Source organism: Curvibacter sp. EU05-FHT14A10, assembly GCF_058791075.1.
The window spans coordinates 55,663-70,454 of sequence record NZ_JBYTDE010000009.1 but is presented as its reverse complement, the minus strand read 5'-3'; the positions used below and the strand labels follow the sequence as shown (position 1 = coordinate 70,454).

General features: G+C 66.3%; 14 protein-coding genes. 6 read left to right on the top strand and 8 right to left on the bottom strand.

Annotated features, from left to right (window positions below; translation table 11 throughout):
- Nucleotides 1-233 precede the first annotated feature (233 nt).
- From AC3WUT_RS18245 to AC3WUT_RS18230, 4 genes are all read right to left on the bottom strand, one after another.
- Nucleotides 234-1,175 (bottom strand): tripartite tricarboxylate transporter substrate binding protein, encoded by a 942-nt coding sequence (locus tag AC3WUT_RS18245; protein ID WP_492348637.1) that lies wholly within the window; start codon nt 1,173-1,175, stop codon nt 234-236.
- A 190-nt stretch (nt 1,176-1,365) separates the two neighbouring features.
- On the bottom strand, nt 1,366-3,003 hold the full coding sequence (locus AC3WUT_RS18240) for an acyl-CoA dehydrogenase family protein (RefSeq protein WP_492348498.1): 1,638 nt from the start codon (nt 3,001-3,003) through the stop codon (nt 1,366-1,368).
- A 269-nt stretch (nt 3,004-3,272) separates the two neighbouring features.
- Entirely contained in the window at nt 3,273-3,548 is a 276-nt protein-coding gene (locus AC3WUT_RS18235; protein ID WP_492348497.1) for a hypothetical protein, read from the bottom strand.
- The gene (locus tag AC3WUT_RS18230; protein WP_492348496.1) at nt 3,545-4,003 is read right to left on the bottom strand and encodes a DUF2778 domain-containing protein; all 459 of its coding nucleotides are present in this window, start codon (nt 4,001-4,003) and stop codon (nt 3,545-3,547) included. The genes AC3WUT_RS18235 and AC3WUT_RS18230 overlap by 4 nt, the downstream gene beginning before the upstream one ends.
- A 374-nt stretch (nt 4,004-4,377) precedes the next feature.
- On the opposite strand from AC3WUT_RS18230, the gene AC3WUT_RS18225 reads away from it, so the two are divergent.
- Nucleotides 4,378-5,028: a TetR/AcrR family transcriptional regulator gene (locus AC3WUT_RS18225; protein WP_492348495.1), complete on the top strand. Its 651-nt coding sequence runs from the start codon at nt 4,378-4,380 to the stop codon at nt 5,026-5,028.
- Nucleotides 5,029-5,083: 55 nt separating this feature from the next.
- Here AC3WUT_RS18225 and AC3WUT_RS18220 read toward each other — a convergent pair whose 3' ends face one another.
- Nucleotides 5,084-8,008, bottom strand: coding sequence for a DNA topoisomerase III (locus AC3WUT_RS18220; protein ID WP_492348494.1), 2,925 nt, complete (start codon nt 8,006-8,008; stop codon nt 5,084-5,086).
- 143 nt (nt 8,009-8,151) lie between these two features.
- Here AC3WUT_RS18220 and AC3WUT_RS18215 point away from each other — a divergent pair, with 143 nt between their 5' ends.
- The 3 genes from AC3WUT_RS18215 to AC3WUT_RS18205 are packed head-to-tail and all read left to right on the top strand — an operon-like array spanning nt 8,152 to nt 10,269.
- Nucleotides 8,152-8,724 (top strand): SET domain-containing protein, encoded by a 573-nt coding sequence (locus tag AC3WUT_RS18215; RefSeq protein ID WP_492348493.1) that lies wholly within the window; start codon nt 8,152-8,154, stop codon nt 8,722-8,724.
- Nucleotides 8,725-8,734: 10 nt separating this feature from the next.
- The gene (locus tag AC3WUT_RS18210) at nt 8,735-9,574 is read left to right on the top strand and encodes a biotin--[acetyl-CoA-carboxylase] ligase (RefSeq protein ID WP_492348492.1); all 840 of its coding nucleotides are present in this window, start codon (nt 8,735-8,737) and stop codon (nt 9,572-9,574) included.
- A 41-nt stretch (nt 9,575-9,615) separates the two neighbouring features.
- Nucleotides 9,616-10,269, top strand: coding sequence for an SPOR domain-containing protein (locus tag AC3WUT_RS18205; protein ID WP_492348491.1), 654 nt, complete (start codon nt 9,616-9,618; stop codon nt 10,267-10,269).
- 18 nt (nt 10,270-10,287) lie between these two features.
- On the opposite strand, the gene AC3WUT_RS18200 is transcribed toward AC3WUT_RS18205, so the two are convergent.
- The 3 genes from AC3WUT_RS18200 to AC3WUT_RS18190 all read right to left on the bottom strand — a co-directional run bounded on the left by AC3WUT_RS18200 (nt 10,288) and on the right by AC3WUT_RS18190 (nt 13,005).
- A complete protein-coding gene (locus tag AC3WUT_RS18200; RefSeq protein ID WP_492348490.1) occupies nt 10,288-11,742 on the bottom strand; it encodes a sensor histidine kinase in 1,455 nt (484 codons plus the stop codon).
- Nucleotides 11,743-11,751: 9 nt separating this feature from the next.
- Nucleotides 11,752-12,426, bottom strand: a complete 675-nt coding sequence (locus AC3WUT_RS18195) for a response regulator (RefSeq protein WP_027474739.1) — start codon at nt 12,424-12,426, stop codon at nt 11,752-11,754.
- Nucleotides 12,427-12,525: 99 nt separating this feature from the next.
- Nucleotides 12,526-13,005: a MarR family winged helix-turn-helix transcriptional regulator gene (locus AC3WUT_RS18190; protein WP_492348489.1), complete on the bottom strand. Its 480-nt coding sequence runs from the start codon at nt 13,003-13,005 to the stop codon at nt 12,526-12,528.
- 146 nt (nt 13,006-13,151) lie between these two features.
- Between AC3WUT_RS18190 and recA the strand changes: the two genes are divergently transcribed.
- Both recA and recX read left to right on the top strand, forming a co-directional pair.
- The gene (recA, locus tag AC3WUT_RS18185) at nt 13,152-14,219 is read left to right on the top strand and encodes a recombinase RecA (RefSeq protein WP_492348488.1); all 1,068 of its coding nucleotides are present in this window, start codon (nt 13,152-13,154) and stop codon (nt 14,217-14,219) included.
- 63 nt (nt 14,220-14,282) lie between these two features.
- On the top strand, nt 14,283-14,771 hold the full coding sequence (gene recX, locus AC3WUT_RS18180) for a recombination regulator RecX (RefSeq protein WP_492348487.1): 489 nt from the start codon (nt 14,283-14,285) through the stop codon (nt 14,769-14,771).
- Nucleotides 14,772-14,792 lie beyond the last annotated feature (21 nt).

The window sequence follows — 14,792 nt, the reverse complement described above, 5'->3', positions numbered from 1 at the left end:
GTCCTGCAACGAAGTGAACAGGCCGGCGCCGGGCCGCCCCAAGGCGGCCTGCGGCCCCCTCGGGGGGCAGGGAGCGACACGAAGTGAGCAAGCGCAGAGGCCTTCAGGCCCCTGTCTTCATCCAGCAGTCCTGCAACGAAGTGAACAGGCCGGCGCCGGGCCGCCCCAAGGCGGCCTGCGGCCCCCTCGGGGGGCAGGGAGCGACACGCAGTGCGCGACCGTGGGGGCCACATTCATTCAGCGCTGGCACCCGAGGTCTTGACCACGGCGCCCCACTTCACAATTTCACTGGCAATGAAACGGTCGAACTCGGCGCCGGTGCCCGGGCTGGGCTCCGAGCCCCGCTCGCGGATGAAGGCCGCCAGCTTCTCTGATTTCAGCAGGGCCACCACCTCGGTGTTCAGGCGCTGCAGCACCTCGGGCGGGGTGCCGCGTGGCGCCATCAAGCCCAGCCAGCCCACGGCCTCGAAGTTCTTCAGGGCCGGCAGGCCGCTTTCACGCACCGTGGGCACGTCGGGCAGTTGAGACGAGCGCGTGGCCGAGGTCACGGCCAGTGGCACGGCTTTGTGGGTCTGGATGTGGGGCAGTGCCGCCGTCACCGAATCGACCATCAGCGGCACCTGGGCGCCCAGAAAGTCGGCCTGGGCCGGACCGCTGCCGCGGTAGGGGATGTGGGTGATGAACACGGCGGCCTGCGCCTTGAGCATCTCGCCCGACAGGTGCTGCGTGCCGCCGATGCCGGCGCTGGCATAGCTCAGTTGGCCCGGGGCGGCCTTGGCCTCCTGCACCAGCTGGCGCAGGCTGGTGATGCCCGAGGCCGGCGTCGCCAGAAAGATCAGGGGCACCTTGGCGATGAGCGAGATGCCCACCAAGTCTTTGGTGGGGTCGAAGTTGACCTTCTTGTACAAGGTCTGGTTCACGGCCATGGCGCTGCCTGCCACCAGCAGGGTGTAGCCGTCAGGGGCAGATCGGGCCACGAACTCGCTGCCGATGTTGCTGCCGGCACCGGCCTTGTTCTCGACCACCACGCTCTGGCCCAGGCGCTGCGACAGGGGCTCTGCCAGCGCACGGGCAAAGAGGTCGGTGGCCTGGCCGGGGGGGAACGGCACCACCAGTTTGATCGGGCGTTCAGCGGGCCAGCCAGCGGCCAGAGCCTGGCCACCCAGGCTCAGCATCAGGCCGCCCACCAGGGCCAGGCCCAGCAGTCGCCGGGGTGGGTGGCGGTGTTCAGTCGAGGGGAAGGCAGGCATGGGAACAGTCTCCAAAAGAGCCTGCCGGTTCGGATAAGACATGAAATGGCTTGGGATAGGGCGACAGTGCTGCGCCCATTGTGCCGTCAAGGCAATGTCTACCGCCTTCTGTCGATCAGGCGGCGGTGGCCGCCTTGATCAATTCGGTGGCCTGGGCGGTACCGGCCGTGATGCCGCTCACCGGGCCCCAATCGGGGTCGAAGCGGCTGGCGATGAAGGCCCCCGAGGCCAGTGGGCTGGCCTGCTGCAACATCAGGCAGGCCTGGGCCGTCAAGGCCAGGCGCTGGGTGAAGCGCCGTGCCTGGGCCTCCAGGGCCTCGGGGGGCAGCATCAGGGCCGTGCGCAGCAGGTGCACCTGGCGCAGCAGCTCGGGCTCTTGCGAGGCGATGTCCTGCAGCAGGTCGAGCACGCCGTGGGCGTCATCGGGCGCGTGGGCAATGGCACGCAGCACGTCCAGGCACATCACGTTGCCCGAGCCCTCCCAGATCGAATTGACCGGGGCTTCGCGGAACAGGCGGCCGATGGCGCCGTCCTCCACATAGCCGTTGCCGCCGAACACCTCCATGGCTTCGCCGCAAAAGCCCACCGCCCGCTTGCAGTTCCAGAACTTGGCGGCCGGGGTCATCAGGCGCCGCCAGGCCACGTCCTGGGGGGCGTTGGAGCCGAAGTGGGCTGCCAGGTCCATGGCCAGCACGGTGGCGGCTTCGGCCTCCAAGGCCATGTCGGCCAGCAGCGTGGTCATGGCCGGCTGGTCGACCAGGTAGCGCCCGAATACGAAGCGGTTGCGGGTGTAGTGCAGGGCCTGCGCCAGGCCCTGGCGGAGGTAGCCGGCACTGGACAAGGCGCAGTCCAGCCGGGTGTAGTTGGCCATCTCGATGATGGTGCGGATGCCCCGCCCCTCGGCCCCCACCAGCACGCCCCAGGCCTCTTTGAACTCGACCTCGCTGCTGGAGTTGGAGCGGTTGCCGACCTTGGACTTGAGTCGCTGGATGTGGATCGGGTTCTTGCTGCCGTCGGGCCGCCAGCGGGGCACGAAAAAGCACGACGACCCGTGCTCATCGGTCTTGGCCAGCACCAGGTGGCCGTCGCACATCGGCGCCGAGAAGAACCACTTGTGGCCGGTCAGCAGGAACTCCTCTCCCCAGGGGCCGGCCCCGTGGGGCACCGCGCGGGTGGTGTTCGTGCGCACATCGCTGCCACCCTGCTTTTCGGTCATGCCCATGCCGACCGTGATCGAGGTCTTCTGGGCCAGCGGAATGTCGCGCGGGTCATGCTCCAGCGACATCAGCTTGGGCGCCAACTCGGCGTACAGCGGCGCGTTCAGCGCGATCACCGGGATGCAGGCCTTGGTCATGGTGGTGGGGCAGCCCGAGCCCGACTCGATCTGACTGTGCATGAACATCGAGGCGCCATAGGCCGTCCAGGCCGAGGCGCGGGCATCGGTGTAGGGCAGGTTGGCATTGCCGTTGCGCCGTGCGATGGCCATCACGGTGTGCCAGGCGGGGTGGAACTTCACGAAGTCGATGCGTTGGCCGGTGGCCGAGTGGGTGCGCAACTCGGGCGGGTACAGGTTGGCGTCTTCGGCGGCCCGCAACACGGGCTCGCTGCCGTATTCGGCGCCCTGGCGCAGCAGCTCGGGCTCGCGCCAGGCGGCGCCGCCGCGCTGCACCGAGCGTCGCAGCACCGGGTCGCTGGCGTACAGGTTGTAGTCCTTGAGTTCCGGGACCTGGTTGTCCGGGTGGTGGCCGATCATGGGTGTCTCCTGTGGGTTCGCCGGGCAGTCAGTGGGCGGTCAAAATGGCACGCCCAAGCTCCTCGAAAATTCTATGAAGCCCTGGCCCTAAGGGTGTCCGGATTTGCCTGCATGACCTCGCCCCGCCCTATGCCACCCGCCCCACCCGCCTAACCCCAGCGACGGCGCCCCAGCCAGTCGCGTGCCCGCCTCACGGCGCAGGCCCTGCAACAGGCCTTTGTTCAGCTTTTTGGTGGAGAGCGAGGACCCGCGCATCAGCATCCGCGCGATCACGGGCCTGGCCTGCGCCTGACCAAGCGAAAAATCAGCAAGACAACTGACCCAGCGAGCACCACAAGCACGAACGACAGCAGTACAACCACGGCCAACTCGACATCCCGTGCACCGTCGACCGTGGCCACGCCCAACAGGTGATCGAACGTCTGCCAGAGCCCGTCGGGCAAGCGAGGAAAATGATCGGGGTGGCGGTACCACCAGCGGCTCATGGATACCGTGGCAATACCCACCCCGGCCAGCCACACGAGTAAGAGGAGAAGGCGTTTCATTTGACAGTGACTTGCCCATATGCTTTCAACGTGCTGCCGGCCACAGGTGTTGGCGGCTGGCTCTTGAGCAGAGCCCGCACACGATAAAAATCATTGAGATTGTCGATGGTGATACACCCCTCGCTGATGCCACGGGGGCCTTTGGGATGTAGGCGGAACTGCCCTCGCAGCAACTGGTTGCAATAGGTTTCGTCGTCCAGCTTGCCATCCATGGCATACAGCGCAAACCAATCGCCGCGGTCACGAAACAGGTTCTTGATCCATTCCAACTTGCCTCCTCCCTGACGGTCAAAAACATAGTAACGTCCTGGGGGAATAGGGCCCCGTCCTGGCACACAGGCTGAACTTCGCTTGTTGATGTCCGGCCCTTGTCCAGAGACCGCAGGAACCGATAGCGCGCTGACTCTGAAGGCGCTCATGGGCTGATTGTTGAGTTCAAAACTGCACGAGTGCATGGATCTCTCCTGGTTGAAATGGTCTCAAAGGGTCCAGGCTCGCCCCTTCAAGGCCGTTGCGTTTCAGGGCCAGGCGGGGTGCGCATGCGGTCCAGACTCGACAAGTTTCATCTGCCTGAAATGATCAAACAGATCCGTTGTTGAACCTGCATGTGGGGCCAGCCCAGACGCAGAAGAAAATATGGAGCCTGCGCTCCCGTGCCACCATCGCCGGCTATGGCGTTTCCGTCTGGACGGTCTGGGAGACTTGGCGCACGGGAGCGGCTTCGCGTCAAAGCAGCGGACCTGAATCGCTGGGCGTTCACAATGGCCGGCGTCGTTTCTTCGGAAAGTTTTATGAAGCCCCTGCCCTTCGGGTGTCCGGATTTGCCTGCATGACCTCGCCCCGCCCTGTGCTACCCGCCAAGCCCCAGCGACGGCGCCCGAGCCAGTCGCGTGCCCGCCTCACGGCCCAGGCCCTGCAGCAGGCCTTTGTTCAGCTTTTGGTAGAGAGCGATTACCCCCGCATCAGCATCCGTGCGATCACCGGCCTGGCCGGCACCAGCCTGGGCAGCTTCTACGAGTACTTTGCCAGCAAGGAAGACCTGGCGCGGGTCTGCCTGCACCTTCGCTCCAAGGAGCTGTTGACGGCCCTGCAGCAGGCGGTGGAGGCCCGGCGCGGCCGCCCCCTGGCCGAGCTGGTGCAGGCCGTGCTGGCCTCTCAGTTGGCGGCCCACCGGGCCCACCCTGCCGAGTGGAGTGCCCATTACCTGCTGGAGCGCCACCTCTCAGGGGTGGAGGCCTACCGCAAGATGTACCAGCGCTTCATCGAGGGCTGGGTGCAGGTGATCGAGGCCGCAGGCGATCTGCCCGAGCCGGCGCGGGCCCAGGCGCCGCAAGCCGCCCGGGTCTGCCAGACCATACTCTACGGCCTGGTCGCCCATGCCCACCTGGCCAGCCCGACCCCGCCCGACCTGGACGCGCTCGAACAACAGGCCACCCAGGCCCTGCTCGGCTACCTGACACAAGCCCTGCCCAGGGGTTGATCATCAAGGGCTTTGCCCCGGCCGCATGGTGGCGCCGAAGGCGGCTCAGGGGGGGTCAAGCCGCGGAGAGATGCTTCCCGACAATGCCCGCCAGCTCGAACATCGTGATCTGCGGCTTGCCGAACACCGGCAGCAGCTTGGCATCGGCGTTGATGGCGCGCTTGTTGGCGGCATCCTGCAGGCCGTTGGCCTTCACGTAGTCCCACACCTTCTTGATGACCTCGGTGCGCGCCACGGCCTCGCCTCCGATCACGGCAGCCAATGCGGCGCTGGGGGTGAGCCCGCTGCCCGGCGTGGCCTTGCGCGGGGTCTTGGTGGCGGTCTTCTTGGCGGCCGGGGCCTTGGCTGCGGCCTTCTTGGCCGGGGCGGCCTTGGCGGCTGCGCCCGCGGTCTTGCGCGGCGGGAACTTGCTTTCGCGCGGTTCGAACTCGAAGTTCACCTTGCTGGCCGCAGCGTCCCAGGCCAGGAAGGCCTTGAAGCTGCGGCGGGTGCGCATGCTGACGAATTTGTCGAGCAGGTCGGTCTTGCCAGTGCTCAGCAGCTTGTGCATCTGATCGCGTTCCACCGGCTGCTGCAGGATGATCTTGCCGCTCTTGAAGTCGCAGCTCGGAGTGGGCTGCTCGGCGGTGGGCACCGATTTGCTGCACACATAGTTGGCGCCATGTTCCACCACCGGGGCACCGCATTTGGGGCAGGGGCCCAAGGATTCCTGGCCCGACAGATCCTGTAGTTCGCCGGTTTCTTCGCCGTCCTTGTCATCGCCAAAGTCGAACTCGAGCTTCCAGTTCTTGTCGTCTTCGCTGAACTTGAGCGCCATCTCGGCCACAAAGGGCCAACCCGCCTTGGAGCGGAAGCCCTCCAGCGGGCCGATGTGCTTGTCACGCAGAAAGGCTTCGGCCTCGTCGGGCTCGAAGGTGCGGCCCGCCGGCGACTTGGTGAACGAGAAGCCGCAGCCGTCGCTGTGGCCGTCGGCACCGGTGCAGCTGTAGCGGCGGTAGTTTTCTTTCACCACGCCGCCGCAATTCGGGCAGGGCGCGCCCAGGGTGGCGTAATCGCCGGGCACGGTGTCGCGGTCGTATTCTTTGGCCTTCTTGACGATGTGCTCGGTCATGGCAGCGATCTGCTGCATGAACTCTTCGCGGCTGAGCAGGCCTTTTTCCATCTGCGAGAGCTTGTACTCCCACTCGCCGGTCAGCTCGGGGCGGGACAGTTCCTCCACGCCCAGGCCCCGCAGCAGCGTCATGAGCTGGAAGGCCTTGGCGGTGGGGATCAGCTCGCGGCCTTCGCGCAGCATGTATTTCTCGAGGATCAGGCCTTCGATGATGGCGGCCCGGGTGGCTGGGGTGCCCAGGCCCTTTTCCTGCATGGCTTCGCGCAGTTCATCGTCTTCGACCATCTTGCCGGCGCCTTCCATGGCGCCCAGCAGCGTGGCTTCGGAGTAGCGCGCCGGTGGGCGGGTCTTCAGGCCCTTGGCCTCGGCACTTTCGGCCAGCGGCTTCTCGCCGGGGGCCACGGGCACCAGGTTCTGGCCCTTGTCGCCTTCCTTGGCATCGGCCACTTCGGCCGCGGCTTCTTTGCCGTAGATGGCCAGCCAGCCTGGCTTGACCAGCACCTTGCCTTCGGTCTTGAAGTGGTGCTCCAGCACCTGGCTCACGCGGGTGGTGACTTGGTATTCGGCACTCGGGAAGAACACCGCCATAAAGCGGCGCACCACCAGGTCGTACAGCTTCTGTTCGGCTTCGCTCAGGCCGCTGGGGGCTTGCAGCGTGGGGATGATGGCAAAGTGATCACTGACCTTGCTGTTGTCGAAGATGCGCTTGCTGGGCTTGATGTAGCCGTTGTTGAGCGCGGTCAGGGCGTGCGGGGCCAGGTGACGCATACCGCTGTCGGCCAGCATCTCGAAGGTCTGGCGGGCCACCGGCAGGTAGTCCTCGGGCAGGGCGCGCGAGTCGGTACGCGGGTAGGTCAGGGCCTTGTGGCGCTCATACAGGCTTTGCGCCAGGGCCAGCGTGGTCTTGGCGCTGAAGCCGAACTTGCCGTTGGCCTCGCGCTGCAGCGAGGTGAGGTCGAACAGCTGGGGCGAGGCCTGCGTGGTGGGCTTGCTTTCTTCGGTGACCGTGGCCGGCTTGCCGCGCACGGCATTGGCAATCGTCAGGGCTTCCTGGGCGCTCCAGACGCGATCGGCACGCTTTTCGGCGTCTTCAGGGTCTTTTTTCCAGGTGGGGTTGAACCACTTGCCCGGGTATTCGCCTGCGGCGGCGCCGAAACTGGCGTGGATTTCCCAGTAGTCGCGGCTGATGAATTTCCGGATCTGTTCCTCGCGCTCGACCACCACGGCCAGCGTGGGGGTCTGGACTCGGCCCACGGTGGTCAGGAAGAAGCCGCCATCGCGCGAGTTGAAGGCCGTCATGGCCCGGGTGCCGTTGATGCCCACCAGCCAGTCGGCCTCGGAGCGGCTGCGGGCGGCGCTGGCCAGGCCGGCCATCTGGCTTTCGCTGCGCAGTTTGTCAAAGCCGTCTCGGATGGCCTGGGGCGTCATCGACTGCAGCCACAGGCGCTTGACCGGTTTGCCCAGCGGCTGGTATTGGCCGCCCTTCTGCCCGCCCGCGTATTGCTCGATCAGGCGGAAGATCAGCTCGCCCTCGCGGCCCGCGTCACAGGCGTTGATGAGGGCGCTGACGTCTTTGCGCTTGGCTTGCTTGACCACGGCGTTCAAGCGGCTCTTGGTCTTGTCGACCGGCTTCAGGTCGAAGAAGGGCGGAATCACCGGCAGGTTGGCGAAGCTCCACTTGCCGCGCTTGACGTCGAATTGCTCGGGAGCCTGGATTTCGACCAGGTGGCCCACGGCGCTGGTCACCACGAAATTGTCGTTTTCGAAGTGATCGTCGAACTTCTCGAACTTGCCTGTGCTGGGGGTGAGCGCCCGCACGATGTCTTGTGCCACCGACGGTTTTTCAGCAATCACCAGAGTCTTTGTCATTTCAGCGTCTTCCCTTTTCAAGGTCCGGCCCGAAGCTGGTCTGCCAGCCTCCTACAATCCGGGTTTCGCGCGCATGCACGCACACACGCACCTGGGTGTGCGCACGCGCAGGTGCTCTTTCCAAGTTAACAGAGTTTTTGGTCATGTCCGCAAAAGCCCCCTCGATTTCCGGCCGCCGCCTCCAGACCCGCCGCTCGGGGGTTCATGGCCGAGGCGTGTTTGCCCTGCAAGACATCGCTGAGGGGGAGACCCTGATCGAGTACGTGGGTGAGGTGATCACCTGGGATGAGGCGCAAGACCGCCACCCGCACGATCCGAGCGACCCGAACCACACCTTTTATTTTCACGTCGATGCCGACCGCGTGATCGATGCGCTGCACGGGGGCAACTCTTCGCGCTGGATCAACCACAGCTGCGATCCCAACTGCATCGCCGATGAGGAAGACGGCCGCATCTTCATCCGTGCCCTGCGCAACATCCGCGCTGGCGAAGAGTTGAACTACGACTACGGCCTGATCATCGACGAGCGTTACACGCCCAAGCTCAAGGCCGAGTACCCCTGCTGGTGCGGCGCTGCGCAGTGCCGTGGCACCTTGTTGGCGCCCAAGCGCCGCTCGGCCACGCCCAAGACGCCCAGCCAGCTCAAGACAGCCAAGACAGCCAAGACAGCCAAGACAGCCAAGGCGCCGTCCAAGGCGGGTCGGCGGGCTGCCTGAGGGGAGCGGCATGACCATGAACCCTGTCGTGCGTTGGCCTGCCGAGGCCATCTGGGAGGCGGTGGAACCCGTGCTGCCCGGCTTCTCGGTGGAGGTGCTGCCCGAGATCGACTCCACCAACACCGAACTCATGCGCCGGGCCCGGGCGGGCCGCCATGAGCCGGTGCTGCTGGTCGCCGAGCGCCAGACGGCCGGCCGTGGCCGCATGGGCCGGGTCTGGCAGGGCGGTGGTGCGCCTGAGGCGGGCGAGCCGCCCTCGCTGATGTTTTCGCTGGGTCTGCCTTTGGCGCCTGCTGACTGGTCGGGTCTGTCGCTGGCGGTGGGGCTGAGCTTGGCCGAGTCGCTCGACCCCGATGCACGGGCCGGCCTGGGGCTCAAATGGCCCAATGACCTGTGGCGGCACGATTGCAAGCTGGGCGGCATTCTGATCGAGACCGCCGGCGGCGGCGCTGCCCCGCCTGGTCAGCCCCCCGCGCCGCGGTATGTGGTGATCGGCGTCGGCCTCAACATCTTGCCGCGCGCCGTCGAGGGCACGTCGACCCCGCTGGCCACACTGCGTGACTGGCAGGCCCAGGCCAGCGCGCCGCAGACGCTGCTGCAAGTCATTCCCCCACTGGTGGCCAGGGTGCTGGGTTTTGCCGACAGCGGTTTTGCCCCCTTGCTGCCCCGTTTCCTGACCCGTGATGTGCTGCTCGGCCGGCCTGTGCGCACCAGCGACGGTCTGGAGGGGGTGGCCGCTGGCGTGGATGCCGGGGGGGCGCTGCTCGTGCATACTGCACAGGGCACCCAGGCCATCCACAGTTCCGAGGTGAGTGTGCGGCCGGTGCCTGCGTCGCCACCGGCCTGCTGAGGCCCTGGTTTCAACCCACTGCCCTTGTCTCACACCTGCCCATGCTTCGTCTGCTCGTCGTCTTGCTGCTGCTGGTCAATGGTGCGTATTTTCTGTGGACGCAGGGTCACCTGGCTGCGCTGGGGCTGGCCCCGGTGAACCCGTCCGAGCCACAGCACCTGGCCCAGCAGATCAAGCCTGAGGCGCTGACCCTGATGACGGCCGACGAAAGCAAGCGCCTGGCCGCCGAGGCCGCGGCCGCCAGCATCACCGAATGCCTGACCGCCGGTCCCCTGGACGACAAGCTGGCGGCTGTGGTGCGCGAGGCCGCCACGCAGTCGCTTGCAACGGGGCAATGGAGTCTGGACACCATCACCGTGCCAGGTCGCTGGATCATCTACATGGGCCGCTACGGCGACCCCGACATGCTGAGCCGCAAGAAGGCCGAACTGCGGGCCCGCCGCATCAGCTTCGAACCCTTGACCAATCCGGCTCTGGAGCCCGGTCTGTCACTGGGCAGCTTTGTTTCTCAGGGCGCCGCCAATGAAGAGTTGGCCGCCCTGTCGCAACGCGGCGTGCGCACGGCCAAGGTGGTGCAGGAGCGACCTGACAGCAAGGCCTATGCCCTCAAGCTGCCGGCCGTGGGTGAGGCGCTGCGCGGCAAGCTGGAGCCGCTGCGCGACAGCCTGGGCGGCAAAAGCCTGCGGCCGTGCTGACCACCGGGCCATTCAGGCTCAGGTGGGCAGGCCTTCAGGGCAGTTCGATACAAACCGCACCGTGAAGCTGGCCCCTGGCGGTTGTTCGCCTGGCCGCGCGTCGTTGAGCGTGATGCTGGCCTCGTGCTGGCGCGCGATCTCCAGCACGATGGGCAAGCCCAGGCCCGAGCCGTCGGCATCGGTGCCCAGGGCGCGGTAGAAGGGCTGGAACACCAGCTCGCGTTCGGCCTCTGGAATGCCGGGGCCTGAGTCTTCCACCTGCAGCAGCAGGGCTCGGCTGAAGGGGTCGGCCAGCACGCGGGCCGTCACCACGCCGGGGCGGGTGTCGGTACTGGGGGTGTAGTTGATGGCGTTGTCCACCAGGTTGCGCACCAGCTCCTTGAGCAAGGTGGGGTTGCCCATCAGTTGCACGCCGGCCGCACCAGGGCTGGCGCCGTCGTAGCCCAGGTCGATGCGCTTTTCCATGGCGCGCGGCACCGAGTCGCGCACCACCTCCATGGTCAGCCGGGCCAGGTCGCAGGGCTGTCGCGTCAGGGCTGCACCACTGTTCTCGGCCCGGGCCAGTGACAGCAGCTGATTGACGGTGTGGGTGGCGCGGATGCTGGAGCGCCCGATTTGCTTGAGTGACTGCTTGAGCTCTTCAGTGCTGGTGCCTTCGCGCTGGGCCAGGTCGGCCTGCATGCGCAGGCCCGCCAGCGGGGTTTTGAGCTGGTGGGCGGCATCCGCCAGAAAGCGCTTTTGCGTGGCGATCGAGTCGTTCAGGCGTGTCAGCAGGTCGTTCACCGAAGACACCAGGGGGGCCACTTCGACCGGCACGGCCTTGTCATCGAGCGGGCTGAGGTCGTCGGGGTCGCGGGCGCGGATGCGCTCCTCAAGTTGCGACAAGGGCTTGATGCCGCGCGCCAGGGCGAGCCATACCAGCAGCACGGCCAGCGGCAGGATGACGAACTGCGGCAGCATCACGCCTTTGATGATCTCGGTGGCCAGCACGGAGCGCTTCTCGCGGGTCTCGGCCACTTGCACCAGGGCGGGTTCGGCGTTCTCGATCGGCAGCCGCACCCAGATGTAGGCCACGCGCACTTCCAGGCCCTTGAGTTCGTCGTCGCGCAAGCGCACCACGCCGATGACCTGCTTGTCTTCTTCGGCGGGCAGTGGCAGCGCGGCTTCGCCGGACAGGAACTCGCCGCGCGTGCCCATGACCTGGTAATACACCATGTCAGAGTCGTCGGCGCGCAGCAGCTCGCTGGCGGGCAGGGGCAGGTTGAAGCTGGCGCGGTTGTTGTGCACCGTGATCAGCTGGGCCAGCGTCTGCACGTTGTAGTCCAGCGCCCGGTCGAAGGGCTTGTTGGCAATGCCCTGGGCCACCAGCCAGGTCAGGGCCAGGCTGACCGGCCACAGCAGCAGCAGGGGCGTGAGCATCCAGTCAAGGATCTCGCCAAACAGCGAACGCTGCTCACGCTGGAAGATTTTCAAGGGGTGGGCCTAGCCGGGGATTTTTTCGAGACAGTAGCCCAGGCCGCGTACCGTGGCGATGCGGATCGGGCCGCGTTCGATCTTCTTGCGCAGGCGGTGGATGTAGACCTCGATGGCGTTGTTGCTCACCTCTTCGCCCCATTCGCACAGGCGCTCCACCAACTGGTCTTTGCTGACCAGCCGGCCGGCGCGTTGCAGCAGCACTTCGAGCAGGCCCAGCTCGCGGGCCGACAGTTCAACCATCTTGCCGTCGATGGTGGCCACACGTCCGGCCTGGTCGTAGATCAGCGGGCCGTGTTTGATGGTGCTGCTGGTGCCGCCCATGCCACGCCGGGTGAGGGCGCGCACGCGGGCTTCGAGCTCTTGCAGCGAGAAAGGCTTGGCCATGTAGTCGTCTGCACCGTAGTCCAGGCCCTTGACGCGTTCTTCAACGCTGTCGGCCGCGGTCAGGATCAGCACCGGCAGGGCCGAGCCGCGGCTGCGCAGGCGCTTGAGCACCTCCAGTCCGTGCATGCGGGGCAGGCCCAGGTCGAGGATCAGCAGATCGAACTCGTTGTTGGTCATCAGCGCCGCATCGGCTTCGGCGCCGCTGGCCACGTGGTCCACCGCGGCACCCGAGGCGCGCAGGGTGCGCAACAGGCCATCGGCCAGCACCTGGTCGTCTTCGGCAATCAGAATTCTCATGGGGTCTCCTGGGGTGCGGGCGGCGTTCGGCTCGGCATGGCCGTTCACCCCAAATTCTAGGCCGTATGAGCCGTCGGATTGTCTTCAGACAAACCCACCTCAGCTGCCTGCGTAGGCCTCCAGCCCCAGCGCCACCACGGTGGCCACCTCGTCCCCCACGGCGGCGCGGAATTCGGCCTCGGCCTGGGTCACGGCCCGCCGGAAGGCCTGCAGCCAGGCCAGCCCGGTGTCGGTGAAGCAGATCCTCCGGGCCCGCGCGTCCTGCGGGTCGACCTCGCGCCGCACCAGGCCCCAGGCTTCGCACTGGGTCACCAGATCGCCCATGGCCTGCTTGCTCATGCCGGCGCTGGCGGCCAACTCGGTCAGCCGTGAGCCGTCCAGGCCCAGGTGGCGTGTGATGTGGATGTGGGCCGCGCTCACCTGGCCGCGGGCCGCCAGGTTGGACAGGGCCAGGGGCACGTCCAGGTCGTGCGCCATCAGGGTCAGCACGCGCTCGTCGAAGCGACGCAGCGCGTGGCCCATCAGCCGGCCCAGGTGGGTCAGGCGCCAAGCGTCGGCAGCGGGTGGAGGGGCGAGCATGGGGTGATTTTAATAGTCAGGCAAACTGACTAAAAAACATGAAAATTTTCAGAAGACCTTGTTTAAACTGCTGTTCAAGCATCCAGCCTGTGATCAATCACAGTGACTGATCCACCCGACCCTTTCACCCTCTTCAGGAGCTCTCCATGGACGCACCCGTCAAAGGCAACGCCGCCAATTCCGAAAAAGCCAAGGCCTTGCAGGCCGCGCTCGCGCAGATCGAAAAGCAGTTCGGCAAAGGCACGATCATGCGCCTGGGCGAGGGCGAGGCGATCGAGGACATCCAGGTGATCTCCACCGGCTCGCTGGGCCTGGACGTGGCCCTGGGCGTGGGCGGCCTGCCGCGCGGCCGGGTGGTTGAGATCTACGGCCCGGAATCCTCGGGCAAGACCACGCTGACCCTGCAGGTGGTGGCCGAGATGCAGAAGCAAGGCGGCACGTGTGCCTTTGTCGACGCCGAGCACGCGCTCGACATCCAGTACGCCCAGAAGCTGGGCGTGAACCTGCAGGAACTGCTGATCAGCCAGCCCGACACCGGCGAGCAGGCCCTGGAGATCGTGGACAGCCTGGTGCGCTCGGGGGCGGTGGACCTGATCGTGGTCGACTCGGTGGCCGCGCTCACGCCCAAGGCCGAAATCGAAGGTGAAATGGGCGACTCTCTGCCCGGCCTGCAGGCCCGCCTGATGAGCCAGGCGTTGCGCAAGCTGACCTCGACCATCAAGAAGACCAACTGCATGGTCATTTTCATCAACCAGATCCGCATGAAGATCGGCGTGATGTTCGGTTCGCCCGAAACCACCACCGGCGGCAATGCGCTGAAGTTCTACGCCTCGGTGCGCCTGGACATCCGCCGCACCGGCACCATCAAGAAGGGCGAAGAGGCGATCGGCAACGAGACCAAGGTGAAGGTCGTGAAGAACAAGGTCTCGCCTCCGTTCAAGACGGCCGAGTTCGACATTCTGTTCGGCGAGGGCATCAGCCGCCATGGTGAAATCATCGACATGGGTGTCACCGCCAAGATCATCGAAAAATCGGGTGCCTGGTATGCCTACAACGGCGAAAAGATCGGCCAGGGCCGTGACAACGCCCGTGAGTTCCTGCGCGAGAACCCCGACCTGGCCCGCGAGATCGAGAACAAGGTGCGTGAAAGCCTGGGCATCGCCCTGTTGCCCCCGGTGCTGAGCAGCCCGGCTGCGGCTGCCGACGCCGCGTGACAGGCCCAGGCTCCGGGGTGCCCGCCTCTTGCCGGGCGGGGCCTCTGGGCCGGCTGAGTGCCGATGTCGTTTGAAAAGATTTCGCTCAAGGGGCGTGCGCTGCGCTACCTCGCTATGCGCGAGCATTCGCGCTCAGAGCTGGAGCGCAAGCTGGCGCCTCACGAAGAGGTGCCCGGTGAATTGGCCCGGGCGCTGGACGAGTTGCAGGCCCGAGGCTTCATTGATGAGCAGCGCGTGATCGAGTCGCTGCTGTACCGCCGGGCCTCGCGTCTGGGCGCCGGGCGTCTGCGTCAGGAGTTGCAGGCCAAGGGCCTGCAGGGCGAAGCCGTGCAGCAGGCCTTGGCCGGCTTGCGTGACACCGAACTGGCGCGTGCTCAGGTGGTTTGGCGCAAGCGCTTTGACAGCCTGCCGACGGCGGCCACCGAGCGGGCCCGGCAAACCCGCTTTCTGATGGCGCGCGGCTTCTCGTCCGAGGTGGTGCGCCAGGTACTGGCAGGCCGGGGCGTTGAGGACGACGAGTCGGCATGCAGCGACGAAATCGACCAGGATTGAGCGCCACAGTGCGCAGGACCA

Bases quoted from the DNA above. Each gene is read 5' to 3' on its own strand.
- AC3WUT_RS18235 (WP_492348497.1), bottom strand. From the start codon at position 3,548: ATGAAACGCCTTCTCCTCTTACTCGTGTGGCTGGCCGGGGTGGGTATT.
- AC3WUT_RS18245 (WP_492348637.1), bottom strand. From the start codon at position 1,175: ATGCTGAGCCTGGGTGGCCAGGCTCTGGCCGCTGGCTGGCCCGCTGAA.
- AC3WUT_RS18195 (WP_027474739.1), bottom strand. From the start codon at position 12,426: ATGAGAATTCTGATTGCCGAAGACGACCAGGTGCTGGCCGATGGCCTG.
- AC3WUT_RS18230 (WP_492348496.1), bottom strand. From the start codon at position 4,003: ATGCACTCGTGCAGTTTTGAACTCAACAATCAGCCCATGAGCGCCTTC.
- AC3WUT_RS18190 (WP_492348489.1), bottom strand. From the start codon at position 13,005: ATGCTCGCCCCTCCACCCGCTGCCGACGCTTGGCGCCTGACCCACCTG.
- AC3WUT_RS18210 (WP_492348492.1), top strand. From the start codon at position 8,735: ATGACCATGAACCCTGTCGTGCGTTGGCCTGCCGAGGCCATCTGGGAG.
- AC3WUT_RS18225 (WP_492348495.1), top strand. From the start codon at position 4,378: ATGACCTCGCCCCGCCCTGTGCTACCCGCCAAGCCCCAGCGACGGCGC.
- recA (WP_492348488.1), top strand. From the start codon at position 13,152: ATGGACGCACCCGTCAAAGGCAACGCCGCCAATTCCGAAAAAGCCAAG.
- AC3WUT_RS18205 (WP_492348491.1), top strand. From the start codon at position 9,616: ATGCTTCGTCTGCTCGTCGTCTTGCTGCTGCTGGTCAATGGTGCGTAT.
- AC3WUT_RS18220 (WP_492348494.1), bottom strand. From the start codon at position 8,008: ATGACAAAGACTCTGGTGATTGCTGAAAAACCGTCGGTGGCACAAGAC.
- AC3WUT_RS18240 (WP_492348498.1), bottom strand. From the start codon at position 3,003: ATGATCGGCCACCACCCGGACAACCAGGTCCCGGAACTCAAGGACTAC.
- recX (WP_492348487.1), top strand. From the start codon at position 14,283: ATGTCGTTTGAAAAGATTTCGCTCAAGGGGCGTGCGCTGCGCTACCTC.
- AC3WUT_RS18215 (WP_492348493.1), top strand. From the start codon at position 8,152: ATGTCCGCAAAAGCCCCCTCGATTTCCGGCCGCCGCCTCCAGACCCGC.